The following is a 19,832-nucleotide window of genomic DNA, read 5'->3' as shown; positions in this document are numbered from 1 at the left end:
CCATGAGCGACATCATGATGCGCCTGGGTTCCTTCGGCTTCGGCATCACCACTGCCGCTTACCAGGAACTGCAGCGCAGGACAGCATACAAGTGGGCCAGCAATGAGCGCTTCGGCAAGGACGACGCGCTGCAGGCGACTGGTTACGGCGCGGACACGATTTCGCTACCTGGCGTGATCTATCCTGAATTCTTCAGCGGCACCGAGCAGGTTAACGAACTGCGCGACATGGCCATGCAGTTGGAGCCGCAAACGCTGATCGACGGGCGCGGCAACATGCTGGGCCAGTGGGTAATCGAAGAAGTCGAAGAGCGCGGGACAATCTTCGGACCGCAGGGCGTCGCGCTGAAGCAGGAATTCACCTTAAGCCTGCGTCGCTACCAGGACGACGGCGAAGATTTTGGAAATGCAATCGAGGTAGTCACAAGCGCAATTCCTGTTCCCAGCACACTGTCCAGCGCAACGCAGGCGGCTTCGTCAGCAGCGAAAGGAACGACCAGCCTTGTGTCCAGCCTGACCAGTGCAGTGTCAACCATCACCGGCATGGCTGGCGCAATCGGCGCGCAGGCATCCAGCATCAACGCTGCCGTGCGCAACGGCCTGAATGCTGCCAAGCGCCTGCAGAACGGCGGGAGCGATGCTTTGCGCATGCTGTCTGGCGTGAAGTCGATTACAAGCATTCCAAGCGCCATGAACAGCCTGGTGAATGTGGGCGGCGAAGTGTCGCGCGCTGCTGGTGCTGCATCTGGCGTGCTGAAGCTAGCGAACATCGCCGACCAGACGGCTGCAAGCGCAGTGCGCAACGCCATGATCGATATTAATCGCGTGAACGTGCTGGCCGTAAGCGTCCGCACCAGCGCGCAATCCGTACTGACGAAGATCGGCTGATGGCTACCTACACCACGAAGGCGGGCGAAACCGTCGATTACATCGCCTGGAAATTCTACGGCGCGCAGGATAACCGAACCGTCGAACAGGTGCTGGCCGCGAACCCTGGCCTGGCCGATCACGGCCCTGGCCTGCCGCCTGGCCTGAACATCGAACTGCCGACGCTGGAAACGCCGACCGTCAAACCAGGGCTGAAGCTATGGGATTAATGGCCGCGTTCAAAGTCGTGGCGAACGATTCCGACATCACGGCAGCCATCGCTTCGCGCTTCATTTCCATGAACCTGACGGACGAAACCGGCATCACGTCCGACATGCTGGAAATCGTGCTGGACGACAGCGGCGAGCCGATCCAGCGCCCGCCAAAAGGCGCGGAACTGCAAGTGTCGCTTGGCTACGACGGCGAAGCGCAGCCAATGGGCATGTTCGTAGTGGACGAAATCGAATACAGCGGCTGGCCGTCGCAAATGGTCATCAGGGCTCGCGGGGCGATCTTCGATAAGACGCCTAAGGGCAAAGCGAACCTGCAGAGCCAGAAGACGCGCAGCTGGCCATCGAACACAAAACTGGGCGACATGGTTTCGAAGATCGCCAAAGAACACGGCATGGAACCGGCCGTGGCCGCGTCGCTGAAATCGATCGTGCTGCCGCACATCGACCAGTCCGACGAAAGCGACTTGAACCTGCTGGTGCGCATCGGGAAGAACTACGACGCCATCGTGAAGCCAGCGAACGGCAAGCTGGTGCTGGCCAAGCGCGGCGAATCGAAGTCCGTAGGCGGCCAGGCGCTGGCCAGCTTGTCGATAACGTCGAACGACGACGTTTCGCGCTTCCGCGTTATCGAGACGGCACGCGAGAGTTCCGGCACCGTCGTGGCCTATTACCACAAGGTGAAGCAGGCCAAGCGCCACGAAGTGAAGGTAGGCAGCGGCGAACCCGTCACCAGGTTGAAGCGCTATTTCCCGACGCAGGACATGGCACTTGCCGCAGCGAAGGCCGAACTGGCGAAGCGCGACCGCAAGAAATCCACGCTGTCGCTGACGATGCCTGGACGACCGGATGCAGCAGCTGAAAGTCCGCTGACCATGATCGGATTCCGTGATGGCGTGGACGGCGAATGGATCGTGACGCGCGTCGCACATCGCCTGGACAAGTCGGGCGGCTACGTGTGCGACCTGGAAGCGGAAACGCCGACTGAAGGCGGCGCGGCTGTCGAAGATGACGCGGAGTGACACATTATTATTGTGGACGACGCAGCGTGATTACTTTCCTGGCGGGGCACCCTGTGGGGCACCCTGAGTTTTAATCTTCAAAGAAAATGCGTGCTAAGTCATTGATTTTGCTGGAGCGGGTGAAGGGAATCGAACCCTCGTATTCAGCTTGGAAGGCTGCTGCTCTACCATTGAGCTACACCCGCGACAGGGGCTCCCTAACACGGCCGGGCGGCGGTCTCAACTGCCCAAGATCAACTGCCCAGATGGGGCTTCCAGCGCTTTCCCGGCCTTGCGAACAGCCGCTGGTTCCTCCGGACCCGCCTCCCCTTAACAATGGCGGAATTGCCGCCTATATTGAAATCTTCCGCAACCAACGAAAGGAGGTGATCCAGTGTCTTTTACCAAGCGCTGTCACCTCGCTGGGATCGCCCGCTAAGCCTTGAATAGAGGCTTGGCATCGGGGCGCTCTCAGCCCTGGACCAGCGAGCAAGAAATCGGGCGCGACGGGGGCCTTCCCCCGCCGCGCCTTTTTCGTTGGCATCGCGCGCCGGCTGCTCAGGCGAGCGGCTCGCCGGCGAGCACCTCGCGGATCCTCGATGACAGGTCCGCCTTCCGGTACGGCTTCCTCAGCAACGCAACGCCGGGATCGAGATGACCGTCGAGGGCGTTGTCGGTATAGCCGGACGTATAGAGCACCCTCATCCCCGGGCGGAGGCGCCACACGGCCTCGGCCAGTTCCTGCCCGTTCATGCCGCCGGGCATGATGATGTCGGTGAACAGCAGATCGAATTGGGCGCCCTGCTGCACCAGCGCAAGCGCGGTTGCGCCGTCGCCGGCTGCGAGGATGCGATAGCCGAGGCTGCCGAGCTGGGCGATGACATAGCCCTGCACCAGCGGATCGTCCTCGACGACGAGAATCGTCTCGTGCCCGCGTGCCGCCGCGGGCGCCTGGAGCGAGCCGGTCTTGGCCTGCGCTCCGCCCGCAGATCGCGGCAGAAACAGCCGAATCACGGTGCCGCGGCCTTCCTCACTCTCGATCGCAACGCTGCCGCCGCTCTGCTTGGCGAAGCCGTAGACCATGCTGAGGCCGAGTCCGGTACCGCGACCGACCCCTTTGGTGGTAAAGAACGGCTCGAACACGCGGTCGCGGATGTCGGCGGGGATGCCATGGCCGGTGTCCGCCACCGCGACCATGATGAAGGCGCCGCGCGTGGCGTCGCCGTCACCGGCACCATCCGCGCCATCGAATTCGCGGTTCGCGGTCTCGAGCGTCAGCGTGCCGCCGCCAGGCATCGCATCGCGCGCATTGACGGCGAGATTGATGATCGCCGACGACAGCTGCGACGGATCGGCCATCGCCGGCCAGGCGTCGTCCGCGAGGCGGGTCACGATTTCGACGTTTCCGCCCAGGATCGGCTTCAACAGCTTCGCCGTCTCGAGCACGAGGCCGTTGACGTCGATCTCGCGCGGTTCCAGCGGCTGGCGACGCGCAAAGGTCAAGAGCTGCGAGGTGATCTCCGCGCCTCGCGCCGCCGCATCGTCGATGAGCTGGGCGATCGCGGCGAGGTCGGGCTTGTCCGCCAGTCCCTCCCGGATGATCTCGATGGTGCCGGTGATGACAGTGAGCACGTTGTTGAAGTCATGCGCGACGCCACCGGTGAGCTGACCGATCGCATCCATCTTCTGCGACTGGCGAAGCCGCTCCTCCGTCTCGTGCTGCTCGGTCAGATCGGTGGCCGACCCACGATACCCCATGAAGCGCCCGTCGGCGCCGAACACCGGCTGGCCGTTGACGCTGAAATGGCGCGCGCGCCCAGCCGCATCGCGGCCGCGATACTCGAACTTCCGGAACGGCTCGTGGCGATCGAGCGTCGCCAGGTGACCGCGCCATTTCTGCGGCTCGGCATCGCGGTCGAAGGCCGCATCTGAACGGCGCCTCCCGATCAGCGCCGTGTGGTCCATGCCGAAAGCATCGGCCCGCTCTGAAATGTAGGTGAACACGTGATCCGGGCCGGTCTCCCAGAACCAATCGGATGCGGTCTCGGCATAGTCACGGAAGCGCTGCTCGCTCGCGCGGGCGTTCTCCTCGGCATGCCGCCGGATCTTCAGGTCACGCTCGAGATTCCCATTGGCCTCGCGCAGCTCGCCATAGGCATGTTCGAGGTTGGCGCACATGGCGTTGAAAGCAACGACCACCTTGTCCAGCTCGTCGGCCTCGTCAGGCGGCCGGCGCTCCAGGCGCAGCGGCGGCGGCGGCCGGCCGAGGCTGTACTTGCCGACGTACTCGGCGATCGCGACGAGATGCCGGGTCACCAGCAGATGAAACATGTAGATGATGAACAACGAGACGAGGAACGTCTTTGCCGCCTGGCTTGCCAGAATGACGAGGGCCCTGTTCAACAATTGCTGATAGACGTCGGTCAGCGTCGCCTCGACCCGGAGCGTGCCGATGGCACGCGAGGTCCCCTGCACCATCGTGCTCAGCGGAAACTCCCGGGTCATGATCGAACGAGTGTTTCGCTCGCCGACTTCCACGCGGATCGGATTGGGCCGATCGGCGATCTCGCGGACTTCCGCCGCACGGATGTCAGGCAGCCGCAGAATGCCATCGAGCTGGAGCTTGAGCTGGTTCTGGTCGAGATTCCACAGGCTCTCTCCGAGGCTGCCCGTCGTGCTGCGGCCGATCTCGTCGAGCCGCGTCTCAATCAGTCCGACCTCACGATTGTAATCCAGATAGAGCTGGAGCGCGGTCAGGGTCAGCGTCACGACCGATGAGAACAGCAGCACGGCGGCAAGCAGCCGAGGCCCGACGCCGCTGCGCGACCAGTTGAAGATCCGCGACAGGAGCGCCGCGAACATCGGAGGCGCGAGCGGGGCGCCGATGCCGGTCAAATCCTGCTTCGCAGCCGCCGGCGCAATGGCGCGGCCACGCTTGATATCATCGTCACCTGCGTCGCCCATGCACCATGTCCTCGAAAATGGCGGCACCTGCTCAGCTTACCGATCGCAGAGCAGGTGAACGGTTGAGGCGCTGCCTCAGCACGCGATACACGTGGCGATCCTGTCGGCCGACGATCCTGTCGGCCCTTGGCGGCTTGAGCTCGACGGGGTCATATCTTGCGCCCAGCAGCAGGATTCCCAGGCAAACTACCACCTCGCGTGCTAGAATGACATCGGTGAAAGTCCGGAGCCGCCCGCACAGCGGGAACGCGCTGTCAACGTTGCGGACCACCGCAGCGGCCATCTCCGGTAGATCGCGCGGCACCGGAATCCGATGGTAGCAGGGCACGCCGAAGAGGCATGGCCAGGGAGATGCGTCATGAGGCGGATAGTCGTGGTCTGCCTGTTGCTGCTCGCAGCAGGCCCGTCGCAGGCGCAAGAGGTCATCCGGCTGGCACGCATCGCCGATATCCCCGATCAATATGTCGGCGGCGAGATGCTCCGCGCGGTCTATGCCCGGCTGAACATCAAGCTCGAATTCGAGGATGTCCCCGGCAAGCGCGCGCTCGCGCTGTCGAGCACCGGCGAGGTCGACGGCGAGGTCCAGCGGATTGGAACGCTCTCTCGCGACTATCCGACGCTGATCCAGGTGACACCTGCGATCAATTACATCGAGCCTACTGTCTTCACCACGAAACTGCAGTTCGACGTCGCCGGCTGGAATTCAATTAGGGACTACAGCATCGGCATCGTACGCGGCGTCGGCTCGTCGGAAGCCGGTACGCGCGGCATGGCCCGGGTCACGGCGACGACAAGCCTCGACAACATGGTCAAGATGCTCGACGCCGACCGCATCGACGTGATGGTCACCGACCTCTTCAGCGGGTTGGCTGCGGTGAGGAAGCTCAATCTCCAGGCCAGGATCCATCCGCTCTCACCACCCCTCGAGCGCATCAGCATCTACCACCATCTGCATGAACGGCATCGCGATCTCGTGCCGAAGGTCGGAAGGATGATCGAGCAGATGGAGGCGAGCGGCGAAATCGCCCGGTTGCGGGAAACCCTGATCAAGCAGGTGCTGAGCGGGATGTGACACGCGGTCAGGTCGTGCGAGTCCGCTCCCGCACCGCAACCGCTGCGATCAACAGCCCGACGCATCAGGCCATGGCCGCCCGCGGCGGCTCGCTGCCGAGAAGCACGGTGAAGTTGCCCGCCAGCAGGCTTGGCGCCATCGCCTTGCCGGACCTGCTCGCGAGCGAGAGCAGGAACGGCATCGCGGCGATCGATATCTGCACGACGTTCATGGTCGCAGGCTGTTTCGCAAGCATTGGGCCTAGAAGCCGCAAACGTTCATTGCGCGCGGGCGCTTGCCGCGCCGGCTTTCAACGATGCGCTCGCCGCCGCTCTCGGCCGAGCTGCCGTAATAGCGATGGTGGCCGCTCTGGTCGTGCAGATCCGCAAGCTCCGACTTTCCCGTCCGACGCGCGTCGCAGATGATCTTGATGGTCGACATGGCCGCCTCCGAAGTGCTCTTGGTGGCAATCAGTCGCGCCGATTTCGCGCGGCGTTCACACCTTTCGGCCGCAATCGGGTTTCGGGAAGGTTTCGTCGCCGCACCCCGCGACGCAATATTTTCCGCAGCCCCATTGTCGGCTGCGACGGTGGTGATACGTCCTTTGGACGCGCGCAGCGAAAATCAACGAGGTGACGATGCTTTACGCCATCCTGGCCTATCACGTGGAAGACGAGATCTTGTCCTGGACGCCCGAGAAGGACGCCGCGGTCGTGGCAAAGGTCATCGAGGTTCAGGCTCCCCTCCGGGCAAGCGGGCATTTTGGCCCGGCCGCCCGCCTGGATGAGACCCGAAAGGCCCGCACCTTGCGCGGCCCCGGCGCGGGGGTCGTGCTGGACGGCCCATTTGCCGAGACCAAGGAGCAGCTTCTGGGCTTCCACCTCGTCGAGTACGACACGGAAGAGGCGGCGATCGCGGCGGCGCGGACGCTGCGCCAGGTCAATCCCTCAGCGGTCTACGAAATCCGCCCGGTCAAGCTTTACGTGCCGGCCGACGGGTTCGGCGCGACGCCCTCCGGCGAATGAACGGCAGGCCTAATTGTCCGTCCCGGTGGGCCCGACATAGAAGCGCTGGATCAGCAGCCCGCCGAAGGCGATGAACCACACGAACGGCGCGACTTGCGGCGCGAACGCCGCAACGACCGTGCCCGGGATAAACACCAGCAGCGGAAACAACGCGGCCATGATCTCCTGGCGCCAGCCGCCCAGGATCCTCCACCACAGCCAGGCATTGAGGCCGGCGATTGCAGTCAGGTGCAGGCCGTAGAGCACGGCGACCGCACTGCTCGTGGCGTAGTTGGTGTAGAGGCCGTTGGTCACCGGCAGCAGCACGATCGACAGCAGGAAGAACAAATTGAGGATCACCGCGCCGCGGCTGCCGACGGGCTGGCGCGCCAGCCGCCGGTGATGGCTGATCCAGAACACGCCGGCGATGATGAAGCTGAGCGCAAGACCCGCGAGCTTGCCGGAATAGACCCGGGCGAGATCGTTCCAGTCGGGCGCGCTGGTGAAGACCGCGGCCCTGGGCAGGTCGTAGGCGAGCAGCGTCATGGCGACGCCAAAGATGGTGTTGCTGAGCGATTCCAGCCGTCGCATCTCGAACTGGTCGGATTTGAGCTCGGTCATGCCGGGTGGCGCTTTTCGGAATGGAACCTTGGGCCGTCTTGTCCCTAGGTCTTAACATCGGTCCCGTCCAGACGCATTGCGATTCGCAGCGGGATCGCCGACTCTGGCTGTTTCACCGGGGCGATTCGTGGCGACATATCTGGACACGCTCAATGCGGAGCAACGCCGCGCCGTGGAGCATGGCGTGGCCGATGGTGCGACCGTGGGCGCGCCCCTGCTCGTCATCGCCGGTGCGGGCTCCGGCAAGACCAACACGCTGGCCCACCGCGTCGCGCATTTGATCGTCGCGGGCAGCGATCCGCGCCGTATCCTCTTGATGACGTTCTCGCGCCGCGCCGCGGCCGAGATGGCCGGCCGGGTCGAGCGCATCGCCCGAAAAGTGCTCGGCGAGAACAATGCCGCGATCATGCGCGACGCGCTCACCTGGGCCGGCACGTTCCACGGCATCGGCGCACGGTTGCTGCGCGAATATGCCGAGCGGATCGGCGTCGATCCTGCCTTCACCATCCACGACCGCGAGGATTCCGCCGACCTGATGAATCTGGTCCGGCACGAGCGCGGATTGTCGAAGACGGAGTGCCGCTTTCCCGCCAAAGGCACCTGCCTGTCGATCTACTCGCGCTGCGTCAATGCCGAGATGGAGATCGAGAAGGTGTTGGGGGCGCACTATCCCTGGTGCGCAGGCTGGGCGGCCGAGCTGAAGGGCCTGTTCGCGGCCTATGTCGAGGCCAAGCAGGCCCAGCACGTGCTGGATTACGACGACCTGCTGCTCTACTGGTCGCAGATGATGAGCGATGCGCTGATCGCGGAAGAAATCGGCGGCCGCTTCGATCACGTCTTGGTCGACGAATATCAGGACACCAACCGCCTGCAATCCTCGGTCCTGCTGGCGCTGAAGCCGGACGGACGCGGCCTCACCGTCGTCGGTGACGACGCGCAGTCGATCTATTCGTTCCGCGCCGCCACGGTCCGCAACATTCTGGATTTTCCGCAGAGCTTCTCGCCCCGCGCCGAGATGATCACGCTCGACCGCAATTACCGCTCGACGCAACCCGTGCTGGCGGCGGCGAACGGCGTCATCGGCCTGGCGCGCGAGCGCTTCACAAAAAACCTCTGGACCGACCGCAGCTCCGCGCAAAAGCCGCAGCTCGTCACCGTGCACGATGAGACCGACCAGGCCCGTTACATCGTCGAGGAAGTGCTGGCCAACCGCGAGCAAGGCGCGCTCCTGAAGCACCAGGCAGTGCTGTTCCGGACCTCCTCGCATTCGGGCCCGCTCGAAATCGAGCTGACCCGCCGCAACATTCCCTTCGTCAAGTTCGGCGGCCTCAAGTTTCTCGACGCCGCGCATGTCAAGGACGTGCTGGCGCTGCTGCGCTTCGCCGAGAATCCGCGCGACCGCGTCGCCGGCTTTCGCATCCTGCATCTGTTGCCGGGCATCGGACCCGCGACGGCGCAGCGCGTGCTCGATCAAATGGCGGAGAGCTCCGATCCGCTCGCCGCGCTCGGCCAGCTCCCGGTGCCGCCGCGCACCGGCGCGGACTGGACCGACTTCGTCCGCACCATCGAAAATCTGCGCTATTCGGAATGGCCGGCCGATCTCGAACGCGTGCGGCTCTGGTACGAACCGCATCTCGATCGCCTCCACGAGGATTCGGAGACGCGCCGCGCCGACCTGATGCAGCTCGAGCAGATCGCGAGTGGCTATGCCTCGCGCGAGAAATTCCTGACCGAGCTCACGCTCGACCCGCCGGATGCGACCAGCGACAAATCCGGGCCGCCCTTGCGCGACGAGGACTATCTGATCCTCTCCACCATCCACTCCGCCAAGGGCCAGGAGTGGAAATCGGTATTCGTGCTCAATGTCGTCGACGGCTGCATGCCGTCGGATCTCGGCGCCGGCACCAGCGCCGAGCTCGAGGAGGAACGCCGCCTGCTCTATGTCGCGATGACGCGCGCCAAGGACGATCTGCACCTCGTGGTGCCGCAGCGCTTCTTCACCCATGGCCAGGCCGCCAAGGGCGACCGCCACGTCTACGCCTCGCGCACCCGCTTCATCCCGGAGCCGCTGGTCTATCTGTTCGAGCGCACCGCCTGGCCGAAGGCTAGGGCAGGCGCGGCCCGCACGGCGGCGCAAGGGCCGAAGGTCGACATCGGGGCGCGGATGCGCGGAATGTGGCGGTAAGACACAAGAGGCTGGTGTCGAGACGTGCCAGCATAACTGGACAACAGAGGTCCGACATGAAAGCCGTCGTCGTCGAGCAATACGCGTCGATCGATCAAATCGCCCTGAAGGACGTTCCGTCTCCACGCATCGGGCCCGGAAAGCTGCGTGTCCGGGTAGAGGCTGCAGGAATCGGATTTGTGGACGGTTTGAAGATGGAGGGGCGCTATCAGACCAAGGATCCCCTGCCCTTCATTCCCGGAACCGAATTCGCAGGCATCGTGGACGAAGCCCCCGGCGCACCAGGCGGCTATCAACCCGGGATGCGCGTAATGGGGATGACGCGCTCGGGCGCGCTTGCCGAAGAGATCGTCGTCACCCCCGAAGCGCTCTATCCCCTGCCGGACGGCGTCGCGACGGAGGTCGCCGCTTCGTTTCGTGCCAATTACCTGACCGCCCTCTATGCGCTGAGTGCGCGCGCGTCGCTCGGCGCAGGCGAACAGCTTCTGGTGTTGGGCGCAGCGGGCGGCACGGGAATCGCGGCTGTCCAGATTGGCAGGCTGCTCGGCGCCCGTGTGATCGCAGCGGCATCGACACCAGACAAGCGCGCGTTCGCGCGACAGCACGGCGCCGATGCCGTGGTTGACTACACGCAGACCAACTGGCGCGACACGCTGAAGGAATTGACCGAAGGACACGGCGCCGACGTGATCTTCGACCCCGTCGGCGGCGAGATCTCGGTGCAGGCCTTTCGCTCCATCGCCTGGCGCGGCCGTCATCTCGTGGTCGGTTTTGCCGCCGGCGCGATCCCTGCATTGCCGTTCAACCTGCCACTGTTGAAGGGCGGCGCCCTGCTCGGCGTCGACCTCGCGCAGCTTCCAATCCGCGAGCCCGAGGTGCAGAAGCGCCTGATGTCGGAGCTGACGGCCTGGTTGGTCGACGGCCAGCTGAAGCCTGTGGTCGGTCGCATCTTCGCGCTGGATGACTTCCGGGAAGCGTTCAGGACGATGCAGACGCGCGGGGCGCTTGGCAAGATGGTCGTGCGTATCTCGAAATAGGATTAGCTACGCGCCCCCAGCCGGTCGAACTGGACCTTGCCTGCCTTCATCACCATCGGGATGTGCTCGCCCTGGCCGAGCAGGCAGGCCACGTCGCGGAGCGGATTGCCATCGACCACCAGCAGGTCCGCAATGGCTTCGGGCATGATGCGGCCGAGCTTGCCCTCCATGCCGAGGACCTCGGCACCGACCAATGTCGCGCTGGCGATGACGGCGCGCGGACCGAGAATCTCGGCGCGGATGCGGAATTCGTCGCTCTGCAGACGCTGCGACGGTCCGAGCAGGTCGCTGCCGAACCCGATCTTTACGCCGGCGTCGCGGTAGATCGTCAGCGAACGCAGGCCGGCGTCGCGGACATCGGCGATCTTGGCCACGCTTTCGGGCGGCAGCCCATATTGGGCGCCCTCGTTGGCCAGCGCCTCGTAGGTGACGAGCGTCGGCACCACATAGGCGCCCTTCTCGGCCATCAGCTGCGCGGTCGGAGCATCGACCAAATTGCCGTGCTCGATGGTGCGCACCCCGCAGCGCACCGCGCGTTCGATCGCGGCAGCGGTGTAGGCGTGGGCGAGCACATAGGTCTGACGCCCGCGCGCCTCTTCGACGATGGCGCGTATCTCGTCCTCGGAGTAGCCGAAGGCGCCGACCGGATCGGTCGGTGAAGCGACGCCGCCGGAGGCCATGATCTTGATCTGGTCGGCGCCCATCTGCAGTTCCTCGCGCGCCGCCCTGCGCACGCCGTCGACACCATCGGCAACGCGCGCCAGCGCGCCGACACGCACGCAGCAGGGGCACGGTGCATCGCCGGCGAGGTAGTCCGAGCGGGCCCGCATGTCGCCGTGGCCGCCGGTCTGGCTGAGCGCACGCCCCGAGACGAACAGCCGCGGACCGTCGGTGAGACCGGTCTCGATCGCCTGCTTCAGTGCGTGGCCGGCGCCGCCGGCGTCGCGCACGGTGGTGAAGCCCCGCCGCAGCATGCCGCGCAGCAGCAGCGTCGAGCGCAGCGTCACCAGCACGTTCGGCATGTGCACCTGCTGCGCCAGATTGAGTTCGACGGCGATCGCATGCACATGCAGGTCGATCAGGCCGGGCATCAGCGTCTTGCCCTTCAGATCGACGGTGCGGTCGGTTTCCACCTGGAGCGGCCGATCGGAGACCTCCTTGATCAGACAGTCCTCGACCAGTACGTGATGTCCCTCCAGGAGGTCCGGCTGAAGCGGATCGAGCAGAGCGGCGTTCTTGAAGAGCACACGGGACATGACGACTTCCTGTCTTATCAGGACTGGATGAGCAGCGCGGGCAAGGCGAGCTGGGCGAATGGGAGACACGCAGCGACATCGTCCTCGCCGTACCAGCCTGCCTCATGGAGCAGATTGAGCGAGCCGAGCGTGCGCCCGCGCCAGCGCACGGGCATGTTGAGCACGCTCTCGCAGCCGAGCGAAGCGATCAGCTCGTGATCGGAAAACACCTCGCGCAGATCGTCCCGGGTGCGGCCGATATAGGCCTCGCCGCGGTCGAGCACGGCCTCGGTCCACGGCCCCGGCGCCAGGTGCTTGCGGCCGCCCGCGGGGTAAGCTCCGGGCAGATTGGAATACACCCGCGCGGCTTCCCTCGTGTCGGCGTCATAGGTCAGGATCGTGAACAGCTTGTGCCCGATCGCCGACTTCAGGGCGTCGTCCAGCGCCGAGTACAGGGCATCCGGCTGATCCGCCCTGCCCTGCGCGGCCGCCACCGCGCAGAGCAGCGGATCGGATCGGTGTTTCGTCTCCCTCATGCGACTTCGCCTGCCGCGATCTCTTCCAGCGAACGGCCGCGTGTCGGCACGCCCATCAGCACCACGGTGAGCGCGCCTAACAGCAGCACGCTCGTGGTGAGGCCGAACACGCCGGCGAAGCCGAAATTGGGATAGAGATAGCCGACCAGGATCGGCGAGACGATCGCACCGATGCGGCCGATCGCGGAGGCGAGCCCGGCGCCGGTGGTTCTGACGGCCGTCGGAAATACCTCGGCGGTATAGGCATAGACCCCCGCATAGGTGCCGTTCATGAAGAAGGACAGCAAGATTCCGGCGACCATGATGTGCTGATCGCTCTGCGCGAATGCAAGTCCAAGCGCGCTGGCGCCGCCGAGCACCATGTAGGAGGCGATCGTCGCCTGCCGGCCGATGCGCTCGTTGAAGTACGCAGCGCTGAAATAGCCGGGAATTTGCGCGCAATAGATCGCGATCGAATAGGCGAAGCTCTTGGTGATGCTCATGCCGTTCTGGACCAGAAGGCCGGGGATCCAGACGAAGAAGGAATAGTAGCTGAACGTGATCGTAAGCCACATGATCCAGGTCATAATGGTGATGCGCGCCTGGCGGCCGGCGAGGAGCGCGGCGAAATTGGCAAGCAGCGTCCCACCAGTCACGGCAGGCGCCGTGATTTCGACGACCGGTTGCGGCAGGACATGGCCTTGGCTCGCAAATCCGGCCTCGATCCTGTCCAGCACGGCTGCGGCTTCCTTCTCCCGGCCCCGGCTTTCCAGCCAGCGCGGCGATTCCGGCAGCGCCCTGCGCCACCACAGCAGCATGACGACCGGCACCGCGGTGATCACCAGAACGATGCGCCAGCCGTTCTCAGAGGCGGGCACGATGAAATAGCCGAGCAAGGCCGCCGCGACGAAACCGAAGGAGAAGAATCCGGCCAGCGCGCCGGTAAAGCTGCCGCGGTAACGCCGTGCGACGAATTCCGCCAGATAGGGCGCAATGATCGCGCTCTCCGCGCCGGTGCCCATGCCCGCGACGACGCGGGCGGCGAAGAAGGACGACCAGTCGTTCACCGCAGCGCTGACGATGGATGCGACGCAATAGAGTGCCAGCGCCGACATCATCACCGCGCGACGGCCGATCAGGTCACCCAGCGTGCCCGCCAGCAGCGCGCCGAACAGGAAGCCGATATAGGTGCTGCTGCCGAGCACGCCGATCTGGACGCTCGACAGATTCCAGGTCGTGCGCAGCACCGGCAGGATGAACGCCAGCACGGCTGCGTCCATCGCGTCGAACATGTAGCCGAGCCCGCCCATCAGCAGTAGATGCTTGTGGAAGCGTGCGAATGGAAGGCGCTCGATCCGCGCCGAGATCATCGACATGAAAGTCCCCCTCTGTCTGGCGGCCCGGCACTCCGCTCGCTCCCGGGGGAACCATAGACAAGGAGATATTATCGTCATAATTTATAATCATGATCTAGTACATCACTGGGGTGAATGTTCTGTCGTTTCGCTCGCTCGACCTCAACCTGCTGAAAGTGTTCGAGGCCCTGATGACCGAGGGCAGCGTCACGCGCGCCGCCAACGCGCTTCTGATGACGCAGCCGGCGGTCAGCAATGCGCTCGCACGCCTGCGGGACGCGCTCGGCGATCCCCTGTTCGTCAGGTCCGGCACCGGCATCCGTCCGACCCAGCGCGCCGTGGTGCTGTGGGAGCCGATCGGCGAAGCGCTCGAAACCGTCCGCGGCGCGCTCGACGAGCAGGTGTTCGATGCGCACCGTGCTCAGACCGAGTTCAGCCTGTCGATGTCGGATTACGTCGCCTCGCTGGTGATGCCGAACCTGCTGAACCATTTCGGCAAGGTCGCGCCCAAGGCGCGAATCCACACCGTTCCCAACACCATTTTGGAGATCGCCGACCAGCTCGAGGACAATCGCGTTGATTGCGTCCTCAGCGTCTATGTCAACGAGGCGCAGCAGCCGGCCGCCATCCGCTCGCGCTCGCTGTGGACCGTCGACTACGCCTGCTTCATGCGGCGCAGCCATCCGCTCGCCGCGATGAAGCGGCTGAGCACGCGCAGCTTCCTCAACGCGGGGCATGTCGATGTGAGCCTCGCCGGCAAGACCTTGCCGTCCTACGACCTCTTCCTCGCCTCGCGCGGGCTGTCGCGCAACGTGGTCGCGACCGTCAATCACTATAGCGCCGCCTACGAAATCGTGCGCCAGTCCGACCTGATCGCCGTGCTGCCGAGCGATTTGCGCTCGCAATCCCGGCACGCGCCGTTCCTGCACGCGATGCCGCTTCCGCTCAAGGCGCCGCCGCGCATCGTCAGCCTGTTCTGGCACCAGCGCAACGACACCGTACCGGCGCAGCGCTGGCTGCGCGACACCCTGGTCGACATGTTCGCCAGGTCCGACTGAAGCCGCGGGCGGCGGGCCCCCCCGACACCATGAAAAAGGGAAACAATGGGTTTCTCGAAGCAGCATTGTGCATCAGACCCGGCTGCTTAGCTCCAACCAAGGCAATCCCCTCCCCAGTGACAGGCGCGAAAGCCGCGCCCGCAGAGACCTCATCAATGACCGCAACGCTCGAATTCGGACTGGACACCTTTGGCGACGTCACCAGGGACGCCTCCGGCGCGATGCTTCCGCACGCACAGGTGATCCGCAACGTCGTCGACGAGGCGGTGCTCGCCGACGAGCTCGGCCTCGACTTCATCGGCCTCGGCGAGCATCACCGCGCCGACTTCGCGATCTCCTCCCCTGAGACCGTGCTGGCCGCCATCGCGTCGCGGACCAGGCGGATCCATCTCGGCTCGGCCGTGACGGTGCTGAGCTCGGACGATCCAATCCGCGTCTTCCAGCGCTTTGCCACGCTGGACGCGCTCTCGAACGGACGTGCGGAGGTGATCCTCGGCCGCGGCTCGTTCACCGAATCCTTCCCGCTGTTTGGCTTTGATTTGCGCAAGTACGAAGAACTGTTCGAGGAGAAGCTCGATCTGTTCGCAGCGCTGCTGTCGCAGAAGCCGGTGACCTGGGAAGGCAAGCTGCGTCCGCCGCTGAAGGGGCAGCTGGTCTATCCCCCGGTCGAGAACGGCACGCTCAAGACCTGGATCGGCGTGGGCGGCAGTCCGCAATCGGTGGTGCGCGCGGCGCATTACGATCTGCCCTTGATGCTCGCGATCATCGGCGGCGATCCCGCGCGCTTCGCGCCCTTCGTCGAGCTCTATCATCGCGCATTCAGGGAGTTCGGCCGCCCGGCACAGCCGATCGGCGTGCACTCGCCAGGCTATGTCGCCGAGACCGACGAACAGGCGCGCGAGGAGCTGTGGCCCGACTACAAGGCGATGCGCGACCGCATCGGCAAGGAACGCGGCTGGCCACCGATGGGCCGCGACGAGTTCGTGAACGAGGCCGAGCACGGCTCGCTCTATGTCGGCTCGCCCGAGACGGTCGCGCGCAAGATCGCCAAGACGGCAAAGGCGCTCGGCATTTCGCGGTTTCAGCTGAAGTATTCGGCGGGCCCGCTGCCGCATGGCAAGCTGATGAAGAGCATCGAGCTCTATGGGCGGAAGGTAGTGCCGATGGTGCGGGAGATGATGGGGTGACTTGCGCGCTTACCCAGTCCGCCTGCGCCCTCCGGGCTGCGGCGCGACAGCCTTCGCTCACTTCGCGCCATGACCATCGGTGCCGGCTTGCCGAGCCGTAGCTCGCGAAGCGAGCGAAGGCTGGTGGGGGAGGCAGGACTCGAACCTGCGAAGCCATAAGGCGGCTGATTTACAGTCAGCTCCCTTTGCCACTCGGGACACTCCCCCGCTCGACGGCAGCACAATCGGGCCGGACCTTGCCGGCGACCGAAGACGGCCATGGAACGTGAAGGCCGCGACAGCCCGGATGGGGGCGCGACCGGGCGCGGTTATCGGCGAAGCGATGGGGTAAAGTCAACCGAGGCGAACAGCTAAAATGGCCCCCGACACCACCCAAATTGCCATATTCCGGGACCCGTGACACAAGCGAGCCCATGAAGGATCGAAAATTCAACCCGAGGGGCCCCCGCGGCGGGTCTAAGCCCTTCAACAGGCCCGGAAAGTCGGCCGGTCGCCCGGCCCGCCGCGATCGCGATTCGGACGCCGACGGGCCTGTCATCCTCTATGGCTGGCACACCGTCTCCATGGCGCTCGCCAACCCCCAGCGGCAGATCCGTAAGCTGACGCTGACCGAGAACGCCGCAAGGCGTCTGGCGGACGAGAACATCGCGATCCCGGTCACGCCCGAGATCGTCCGGCCCCAGGAGATCGACCGGCTGCTGTCGCCCGACGCCGTGCACCAGGGCCTGCTGGCCGAGGCCGATCCCCTGCCCTCGCCCGACATCGAGGATCTGGAGCAGGACGGCATCGTGCTGGTGCTCGACCAGATCACCGACCCGCACAATGTCGGCGCCATCCTGCGCTCGGCGGCGGCGTTTGCCGTGAAGGCGATCGTCACCACCGCGCGCCACAGTCCGGAAGCGACCGGCGTGCTGGCCAAGGCCGCCTCCGGCGCGCTGGAGGTGGTCCCGATGGTGACGGTGCAAAATCTCGCCCGCGCATTGACCACGCTGAACGAGCTCGGCTTCCAGACCGTCGGGCTGGACAGTGAAGGCAGCGCAGATCTCTCCGAGGTCACCCTGCGCGAGCCGCTCGCGCTGGTGCTGGGCGCGGAAGGCAAGGGCCTGCGGCAATTGACACGCGAGACCTGCAGCGTCGTGGCGCGGCTCGACATGCCCGGAGAGATCAAGAGCCTCAACGTCTCGAATGCCGCCGTGCTCTCGCTCTATGTCGGCGCCAGCCGGCTCGGGCTGATGAAGCGGTAACAAAGCAAAACGCCCGTCCGCATCACGGACGGGCGTTTCGTTGGCTCAAACGATCAAGCGATCAGTAATAGCGACGCAGCACGCGGTGGCCGCCGTAATACGGCGCATGGCGCGGAGCGTAGCCGTAGCGGGGACCGTAGCCGTAATGCGTGCGCGGCAGATAGCCGGCGCGCGGGCCGTAGCCGTAGCGATACGGACGGTAATACGGACGGCGGTAGGGATAGGCGGCCGGGGCTTCGACCGCAGCGGCGCGATAGCCATAGCCGTGCCCATAGCCATAGCCACGGCCGTAGCCGTAATTGGCGGGCGCAACCACCGCGTCCTCACGGTAGGTCGGATACGGCGCGAAGGCGCCCGGGCCGGTGTAGGTCGGACCCTGGTTGACGTGATAATATTGCGTGGTGGGCTCGGCGAGACGCTCATAGGCGCCGTAGCCGTAGCCGGCCCCATAACCGCCGCAGCCGGTGTTACAGCCGGAATAGACCGGCGCGACCGGCTGGCACGGATCGAAGCCGCAGGCCGCAGCGGGCGCGGCCCCGATGAACATCACGGCAGCCGCCGCGACCAGTCCCGAAATCATCTGACGCATTACTCTCTCCTGTTGATTTCCGTTTTTTGGATTTGTCGTTTCTTAACCCGGCGGCTTGCCGGGCATCTCTGCACGCGGCCGCGGCCGAGGACGCCGCGGATAGTCGTTGATCTCAGGCGCGAGGATCACCGGCGGCGGATTGACGGGCACGTCCATCTGCGGCGGCAGCGGCGCCGATTGGGCGCCCCAGCTCTGGTGATAGCTATCGGGCGGCTTGGGCAATTTGCGGTTCGCGGGCGGTTCGACCTCGAGCCGGCCATAGCCGGGCCGCAGGCCCAGCGTCGGGTAGTAGTGGCCGACGTCCGTGGGCTGGCGCTCGGCGACATAGCGTCCGCCATAGATCGTGGGCTGCACCTGGACGTTCTTCCCCAAGCCCCAGGTCCCCTCGATCACGGCATAGGACGCGTCGATGTTGTTGATGATGATGGGCACGCCCGGCCGGCCGGGAACGACGATATCGAAGCCGCCGCCGGCAAACGCCGTCGCGGGCAGTCCGATCAGAAAGGCAGCGAGCGCCGCAACGCGCATAAGGGGATCCCATTTATCCGGCGACAACCTACCCCATGGCGACGCAGAGAGGGTTAAGGCCCTCTCACCAATTGCCGGTAAGCCTAATGTGTAAGGATTCCGCGCCGCTCAAATCCTCTAAAGCGAACTAGTGAAGCATTAACGCCGCCGGATCCAGCAGTCCGGAACCAAGGCGCGTGCTCACTTCCGTTTGACTGTTGCTGACAAAAATCCGCCGGTTTCGGCGGAACGTCCGGCGCCCTCGGCATTTAGCCCCCGTCAACAAAACGGGAGCCAAACAATCATGAACATCAAACTTCTCGGAGCCACGGCGATTGCGGCGACCTTGGTGACGGGCTCTGCCATGGCGCAGGCCGTGATCACCAATCCCGGCCGCTGCGCGGCGCAATTCCCCAACGCCAACTGCCAGAACGTCGGACCGGGAAATCCGTACACCGATAGCGGCTATCGGCATCGTCGCGTGTCCTATCGCCAGACCAACAACGGCGATTGGAATAACGACTGGAACAGGAGCCGCACCGGCTTCTGGCCGACCGACGTCGCCGCCGGCGCAGTCGGAGCAGCCGCTGGCGTGGCCGGCGCGGCCATCGGGACTGCGGGCGCGATCGCAACCGCCCCGTTCCGTGCCACCAACGACGCCTACGCCTACGACAATGGCTGGGATAATTCGTGGAATAATTCTTGGGACAACCGCGGCTGGGACACCCGCACCTACGCCCAGCGCAACGGCTTCGTCTGCACGCCCGGCACCTGGTTCAAGGGCCAAGACGGCCGTCGCCACATCTGCCAGTAAGGCGGTTTGAACCGAACGCGACAGATCAGGCGGCCTTCGGGCCGCCTGATTCATGTCTGCGTCGAGGACGCGGGTTCTGGCACTTTCCGGTCAAGTCTGGTATTGCGGCGCGCACGGGCGGACGGCCCCGGCATAGGCCGGCCTTGCCCCGCTTCTCCAGGCGTCGCCGGCTTAGCTCAGCGGTAGAGCAGCGGTTTTGTAAACCGAAGGTCGGGGGTTCAATCCCCTCAGCCGGCACCAATGAAATCAGCACTCTGGCTTGATTTTGTAGCCCGGTGAATTCGCTTCATCCTGCATAAAACGCGCTTTCGGGCTACGTGGGGCTACTCGTTCGGCGGGCGCGAACCACAGCAGGAAGAGCCATTGTAA

Annotated in this window: 20 protein-coding genes and 3 tRNA genes; 12 read left to right on the top strand and 11 right to left on the bottom strand. The window is 65.0% G+C overall.

Annotated features, from left to right (window positions below; genetic code table 11):
- Positions 1-2: 2 nt before the first annotated feature.
- From RX329_RS18100 to RX329_RS18090, 3 genes are read left to right on the top strand one after another with little or no spacing between them, the layout of a single operon-like run.
- On the top strand, positions 3-887 hold the full coding sequence (locus tag RX329_RS18100) for a phage tail protein (protein ID WP_317246206.1): 885 nt from the start codon (positions 3-5) through the stop codon (positions 885-887).
- On the top strand, positions 887-1,096 hold the full coding sequence (locus RX329_RS18095; protein ID WP_317246205.1) for a tail protein X: 210 nt from the start codon (positions 887-889) through the stop codon (positions 1,094-1,096). The genes RX329_RS18100 and RX329_RS18095 overlap by 1 nt, the downstream gene beginning before the upstream one ends.
- The gene (locus tag RX329_RS18090; protein WP_317246204.1) at positions 1,096-2,118 is read left to right on the top strand and encodes a contractile injection system protein, VgrG/Pvc8 family; all 1,023 of its coding nucleotides are present in this window, start codon (positions 1,096-1,098) and stop codon (positions 2,116-2,118) included. Before RX329_RS18095 ends, RX329_RS18090 begins: the two co-directional genes overlap by 1 nt.
- A gap of 111 nt (positions 2,119-2,229) precedes the next feature.
- Here RX329_RS18090 and RX329_RS18085 read toward each other — a convergent pair.
- Positions 2,230-2,303, bottom strand: a tRNA-Gly gene (locus RX329_RS18085).
- A 352-nt stretch (positions 2,304-2,655) separates the two neighbouring features.
- Entirely contained in the window at positions 2,656-5,061 is a 2,406-nt protein-coding gene (locus tag RX329_RS18080) for an ATP-binding protein (protein ID WP_317246203.1), read from the bottom strand.
- A gap of 358 nt (positions 5,062-5,419) precedes the next feature.
- Between RX329_RS18080 and RX329_RS18075 the strand changes: the two genes are divergently transcribed.
- Positions 5,420-6,133 (top strand): transporter substrate-binding domain-containing protein, encoded by a 714-nt coding sequence (locus RX329_RS18075; protein ID WP_317246202.1) that lies wholly within the window; start codon positions 5,420-5,422, stop codon positions 6,131-6,133.
- A gap of 64 nt (positions 6,134-6,197) precedes the next feature.
- Here the strand turns inward: RX329_RS18075 and RX329_RS18070 are convergent, their stop codons facing one another.
- Both RX329_RS18070 and RX329_RS18065 read right to left on the bottom strand, forming a co-directional pair.
- Entirely contained in the window at positions 6,198-6,368 is a 171-nt protein-coding gene (locus RX329_RS18070) for a hypothetical protein (RefSeq protein ID WP_317246511.1), read from the bottom strand.
- Positions 6,369-6,373: 5 nt separating this feature from the next.
- A complete protein-coding gene (locus RX329_RS18065; RefSeq protein ID WP_085351218.1) occupies positions 6,374-6,553 on the bottom strand; it encodes a hypothetical protein in 180 nt (59 codons plus the stop codon).
- 197 nt (positions 6,554-6,750) lie between these two features.
- Between RX329_RS18065 and RX329_RS18060 the strand changes: the two genes are divergently transcribed.
- The gene (locus RX329_RS18060; protein WP_247336197.1) at positions 6,751-7,137 is read left to right on the top strand and encodes a YciI family protein; all 387 of its coding nucleotides are present in this window, start codon (positions 6,751-6,753) and stop codon (positions 7,135-7,137) included.
- 9 nt (positions 7,138-7,146) lie between these two features.
- Here the strand turns inward: RX329_RS18060 and RX329_RS18055 are convergent, their stop codons facing one another.
- On the bottom strand, positions 7,147-7,737 hold the full coding sequence (locus RX329_RS18055) for a TMEM175 family protein (protein ID WP_317246201.1): 591 nt from the start codon (positions 7,735-7,737) through the stop codon (positions 7,147-7,149).
- A 127-nt stretch (positions 7,738-7,864) separates the two neighbouring features.
- Between RX329_RS18055 and RX329_RS18050 the strand changes: the two genes are divergently transcribed.
- Together RX329_RS18050 and RX329_RS18045 are read left to right on the top strand one after the other, a co-directional pair.
- Positions 7,865-9,922 carry an ATP-dependent helicase gene (locus RX329_RS18050; RefSeq protein WP_317246200.1) on the top strand — a complete coding sequence of 686 codons (2,058 nt, stop codon included), beginning with the start codon at positions 7,865-7,867 and terminating at the stop codon, positions 9,920-9,922.
- Between the two features lie 56 nt (positions 9,923-9,978).
- Positions 9,979-10,959, top strand: coding sequence for an NADPH:quinone oxidoreductase family protein (locus RX329_RS18045; protein WP_085396288.1), 981 nt, complete (start codon positions 9,979-9,981; stop codon positions 10,957-10,959).
- A 2-nt stretch (positions 10,960-10,961) separates the two neighbouring features.
- Here the strand turns inward: RX329_RS18045 and RX329_RS18040 are convergent, their stop codons facing one another.
- Genes RX329_RS18040 through RX329_RS18030 form a run of 3 tightly spaced genes read right to left on the bottom strand, consistent with a single transcriptional unit; the run spans position 10,962 to position 14,085 of the window.
- Positions 10,962-12,215 carry a metal-dependent hydrolase family protein gene (locus tag RX329_RS18040; protein WP_085396287.1) on the bottom strand — a complete coding sequence of 418 codons (1,254 nt, stop codon included), beginning with the start codon at positions 12,213-12,215 and terminating at the stop codon, positions 10,962-10,964.
- Positions 12,216-12,232: 17 nt separating this feature from the next.
- Positions 12,233-12,730, bottom strand: a complete 498-nt coding sequence (locus RX329_RS18035; protein ID WP_085396286.1) for a GAF domain-containing protein — start codon at positions 12,728-12,730, stop codon at positions 12,233-12,235.
- Positions 12,727-14,085 (bottom strand): MFS transporter, encoded by a 1,359-nt coding sequence (locus RX329_RS18030; RefSeq protein WP_018458110.1) that lies wholly within the window; start codon positions 14,083-14,085, stop codon positions 12,727-12,729. Before RX329_RS18030 ends, RX329_RS18035 begins: the two co-directional genes overlap by 4 nt.
- Positions 14,086-14,255: 170 nt before the next feature.
- On the opposite strand from RX329_RS18030, the gene RX329_RS18025 reads away from it, so the two are divergent.
- Both RX329_RS18025 and RX329_RS18020 read left to right on the top strand, forming a co-directional pair.
- Positions 14,256-15,122 (top strand): LysR family transcriptional regulator, encoded by an 867-nt coding sequence (locus RX329_RS18025; protein WP_317246426.1) that lies wholly within the window; start codon positions 14,256-14,258, stop codon positions 15,120-15,122.
- A gap of 155 nt (positions 15,123-15,277) precedes the next feature.
- Positions 15,278-16,309 (top strand): LLM class flavin-dependent oxidoreductase, encoded by a 1,032-nt coding sequence (locus RX329_RS18020; protein WP_085383405.1) that lies wholly within the window; start codon positions 15,278-15,280, stop codon positions 16,307-16,309.
- 121 nt (positions 16,310-16,430) lie between these two features.
- Here RX329_RS18020 and RX329_RS18015 read toward each other — a convergent pair.
- A tRNA-Tyr gene (locus RX329_RS18015) sits at positions 16,431-16,516 on the bottom strand.
- 206 nt (positions 16,517-16,722) lie between these two features.
- Between RX329_RS18015 and rlmB the strand changes: the two genes are divergently transcribed.
- The gene (gene rlmB / locus RX329_RS18010) at positions 16,723-17,553 is read left to right on the top strand and encodes a 23S rRNA (guanosine(2251)-2'-O)-methyltransferase RlmB (protein ID WP_317246199.1); all 831 of its coding nucleotides are present in this window, start codon (positions 16,723-16,725) and stop codon (positions 17,551-17,553) included.
- A gap of 61 nt (positions 17,554-17,614) precedes the next feature.
- Here rlmB and RX329_RS18005 read toward each other — a convergent pair whose 3' ends face one another.
- Both RX329_RS18005 and RX329_RS18000 read right to left on the bottom strand, forming a co-directional pair.
- Positions 17,615-18,142 carry a hypothetical protein gene (locus tag RX329_RS18005; RefSeq protein WP_317246198.1) on the bottom strand — a complete coding sequence of 176 codons (528 nt, stop codon included), beginning with the start codon at positions 18,140-18,142 and terminating at the stop codon, positions 17,615-17,617.
- A gap of 42 nt (positions 18,143-18,184) precedes the next feature.
- On the bottom strand, positions 18,185-18,670 hold the full coding sequence (locus RX329_RS18000) for a hypothetical protein (protein ID WP_317246197.1): 486 nt from the start codon (positions 18,668-18,670) through the stop codon (positions 18,185-18,187).
- A gap of 283 nt (positions 18,671-18,953) precedes the next feature.
- Here RX329_RS18000 and RX329_RS17995 point away from each other — a divergent pair, with 283 nt between their 5' ends.
- Both RX329_RS17995 and RX329_RS17990 read left to right on the top strand, forming a co-directional pair.
- Entirely contained in the window at positions 18,954-19,463 is a 510-nt protein-coding gene (locus tag RX329_RS17995) for a hypothetical protein (protein ID WP_035961364.1), read from the top strand.
- 165 nt (positions 19,464-19,628) lie between these two features.
- Positions 19,629-19,703: transfer RNA gene (locus tag RX329_RS17990), tRNA-Thr, on the top strand.
- Positions 19,704-19,832: the final 129 nt, after the last annotated feature.

The organism is Bradyrhizobium sp. BWC-3-1, from assembly GCF_032917965.1.
Taxonomy (GTDB): domain Bacteria; phylum Pseudomonadota; class Alphaproteobacteria; order Rhizobiales; family Xanthobacteraceae; genus Bradyrhizobium; species Bradyrhizobium canariense_D.
This window is presented reverse-complemented; position numbering and strand designations above follow the sequence as displayed.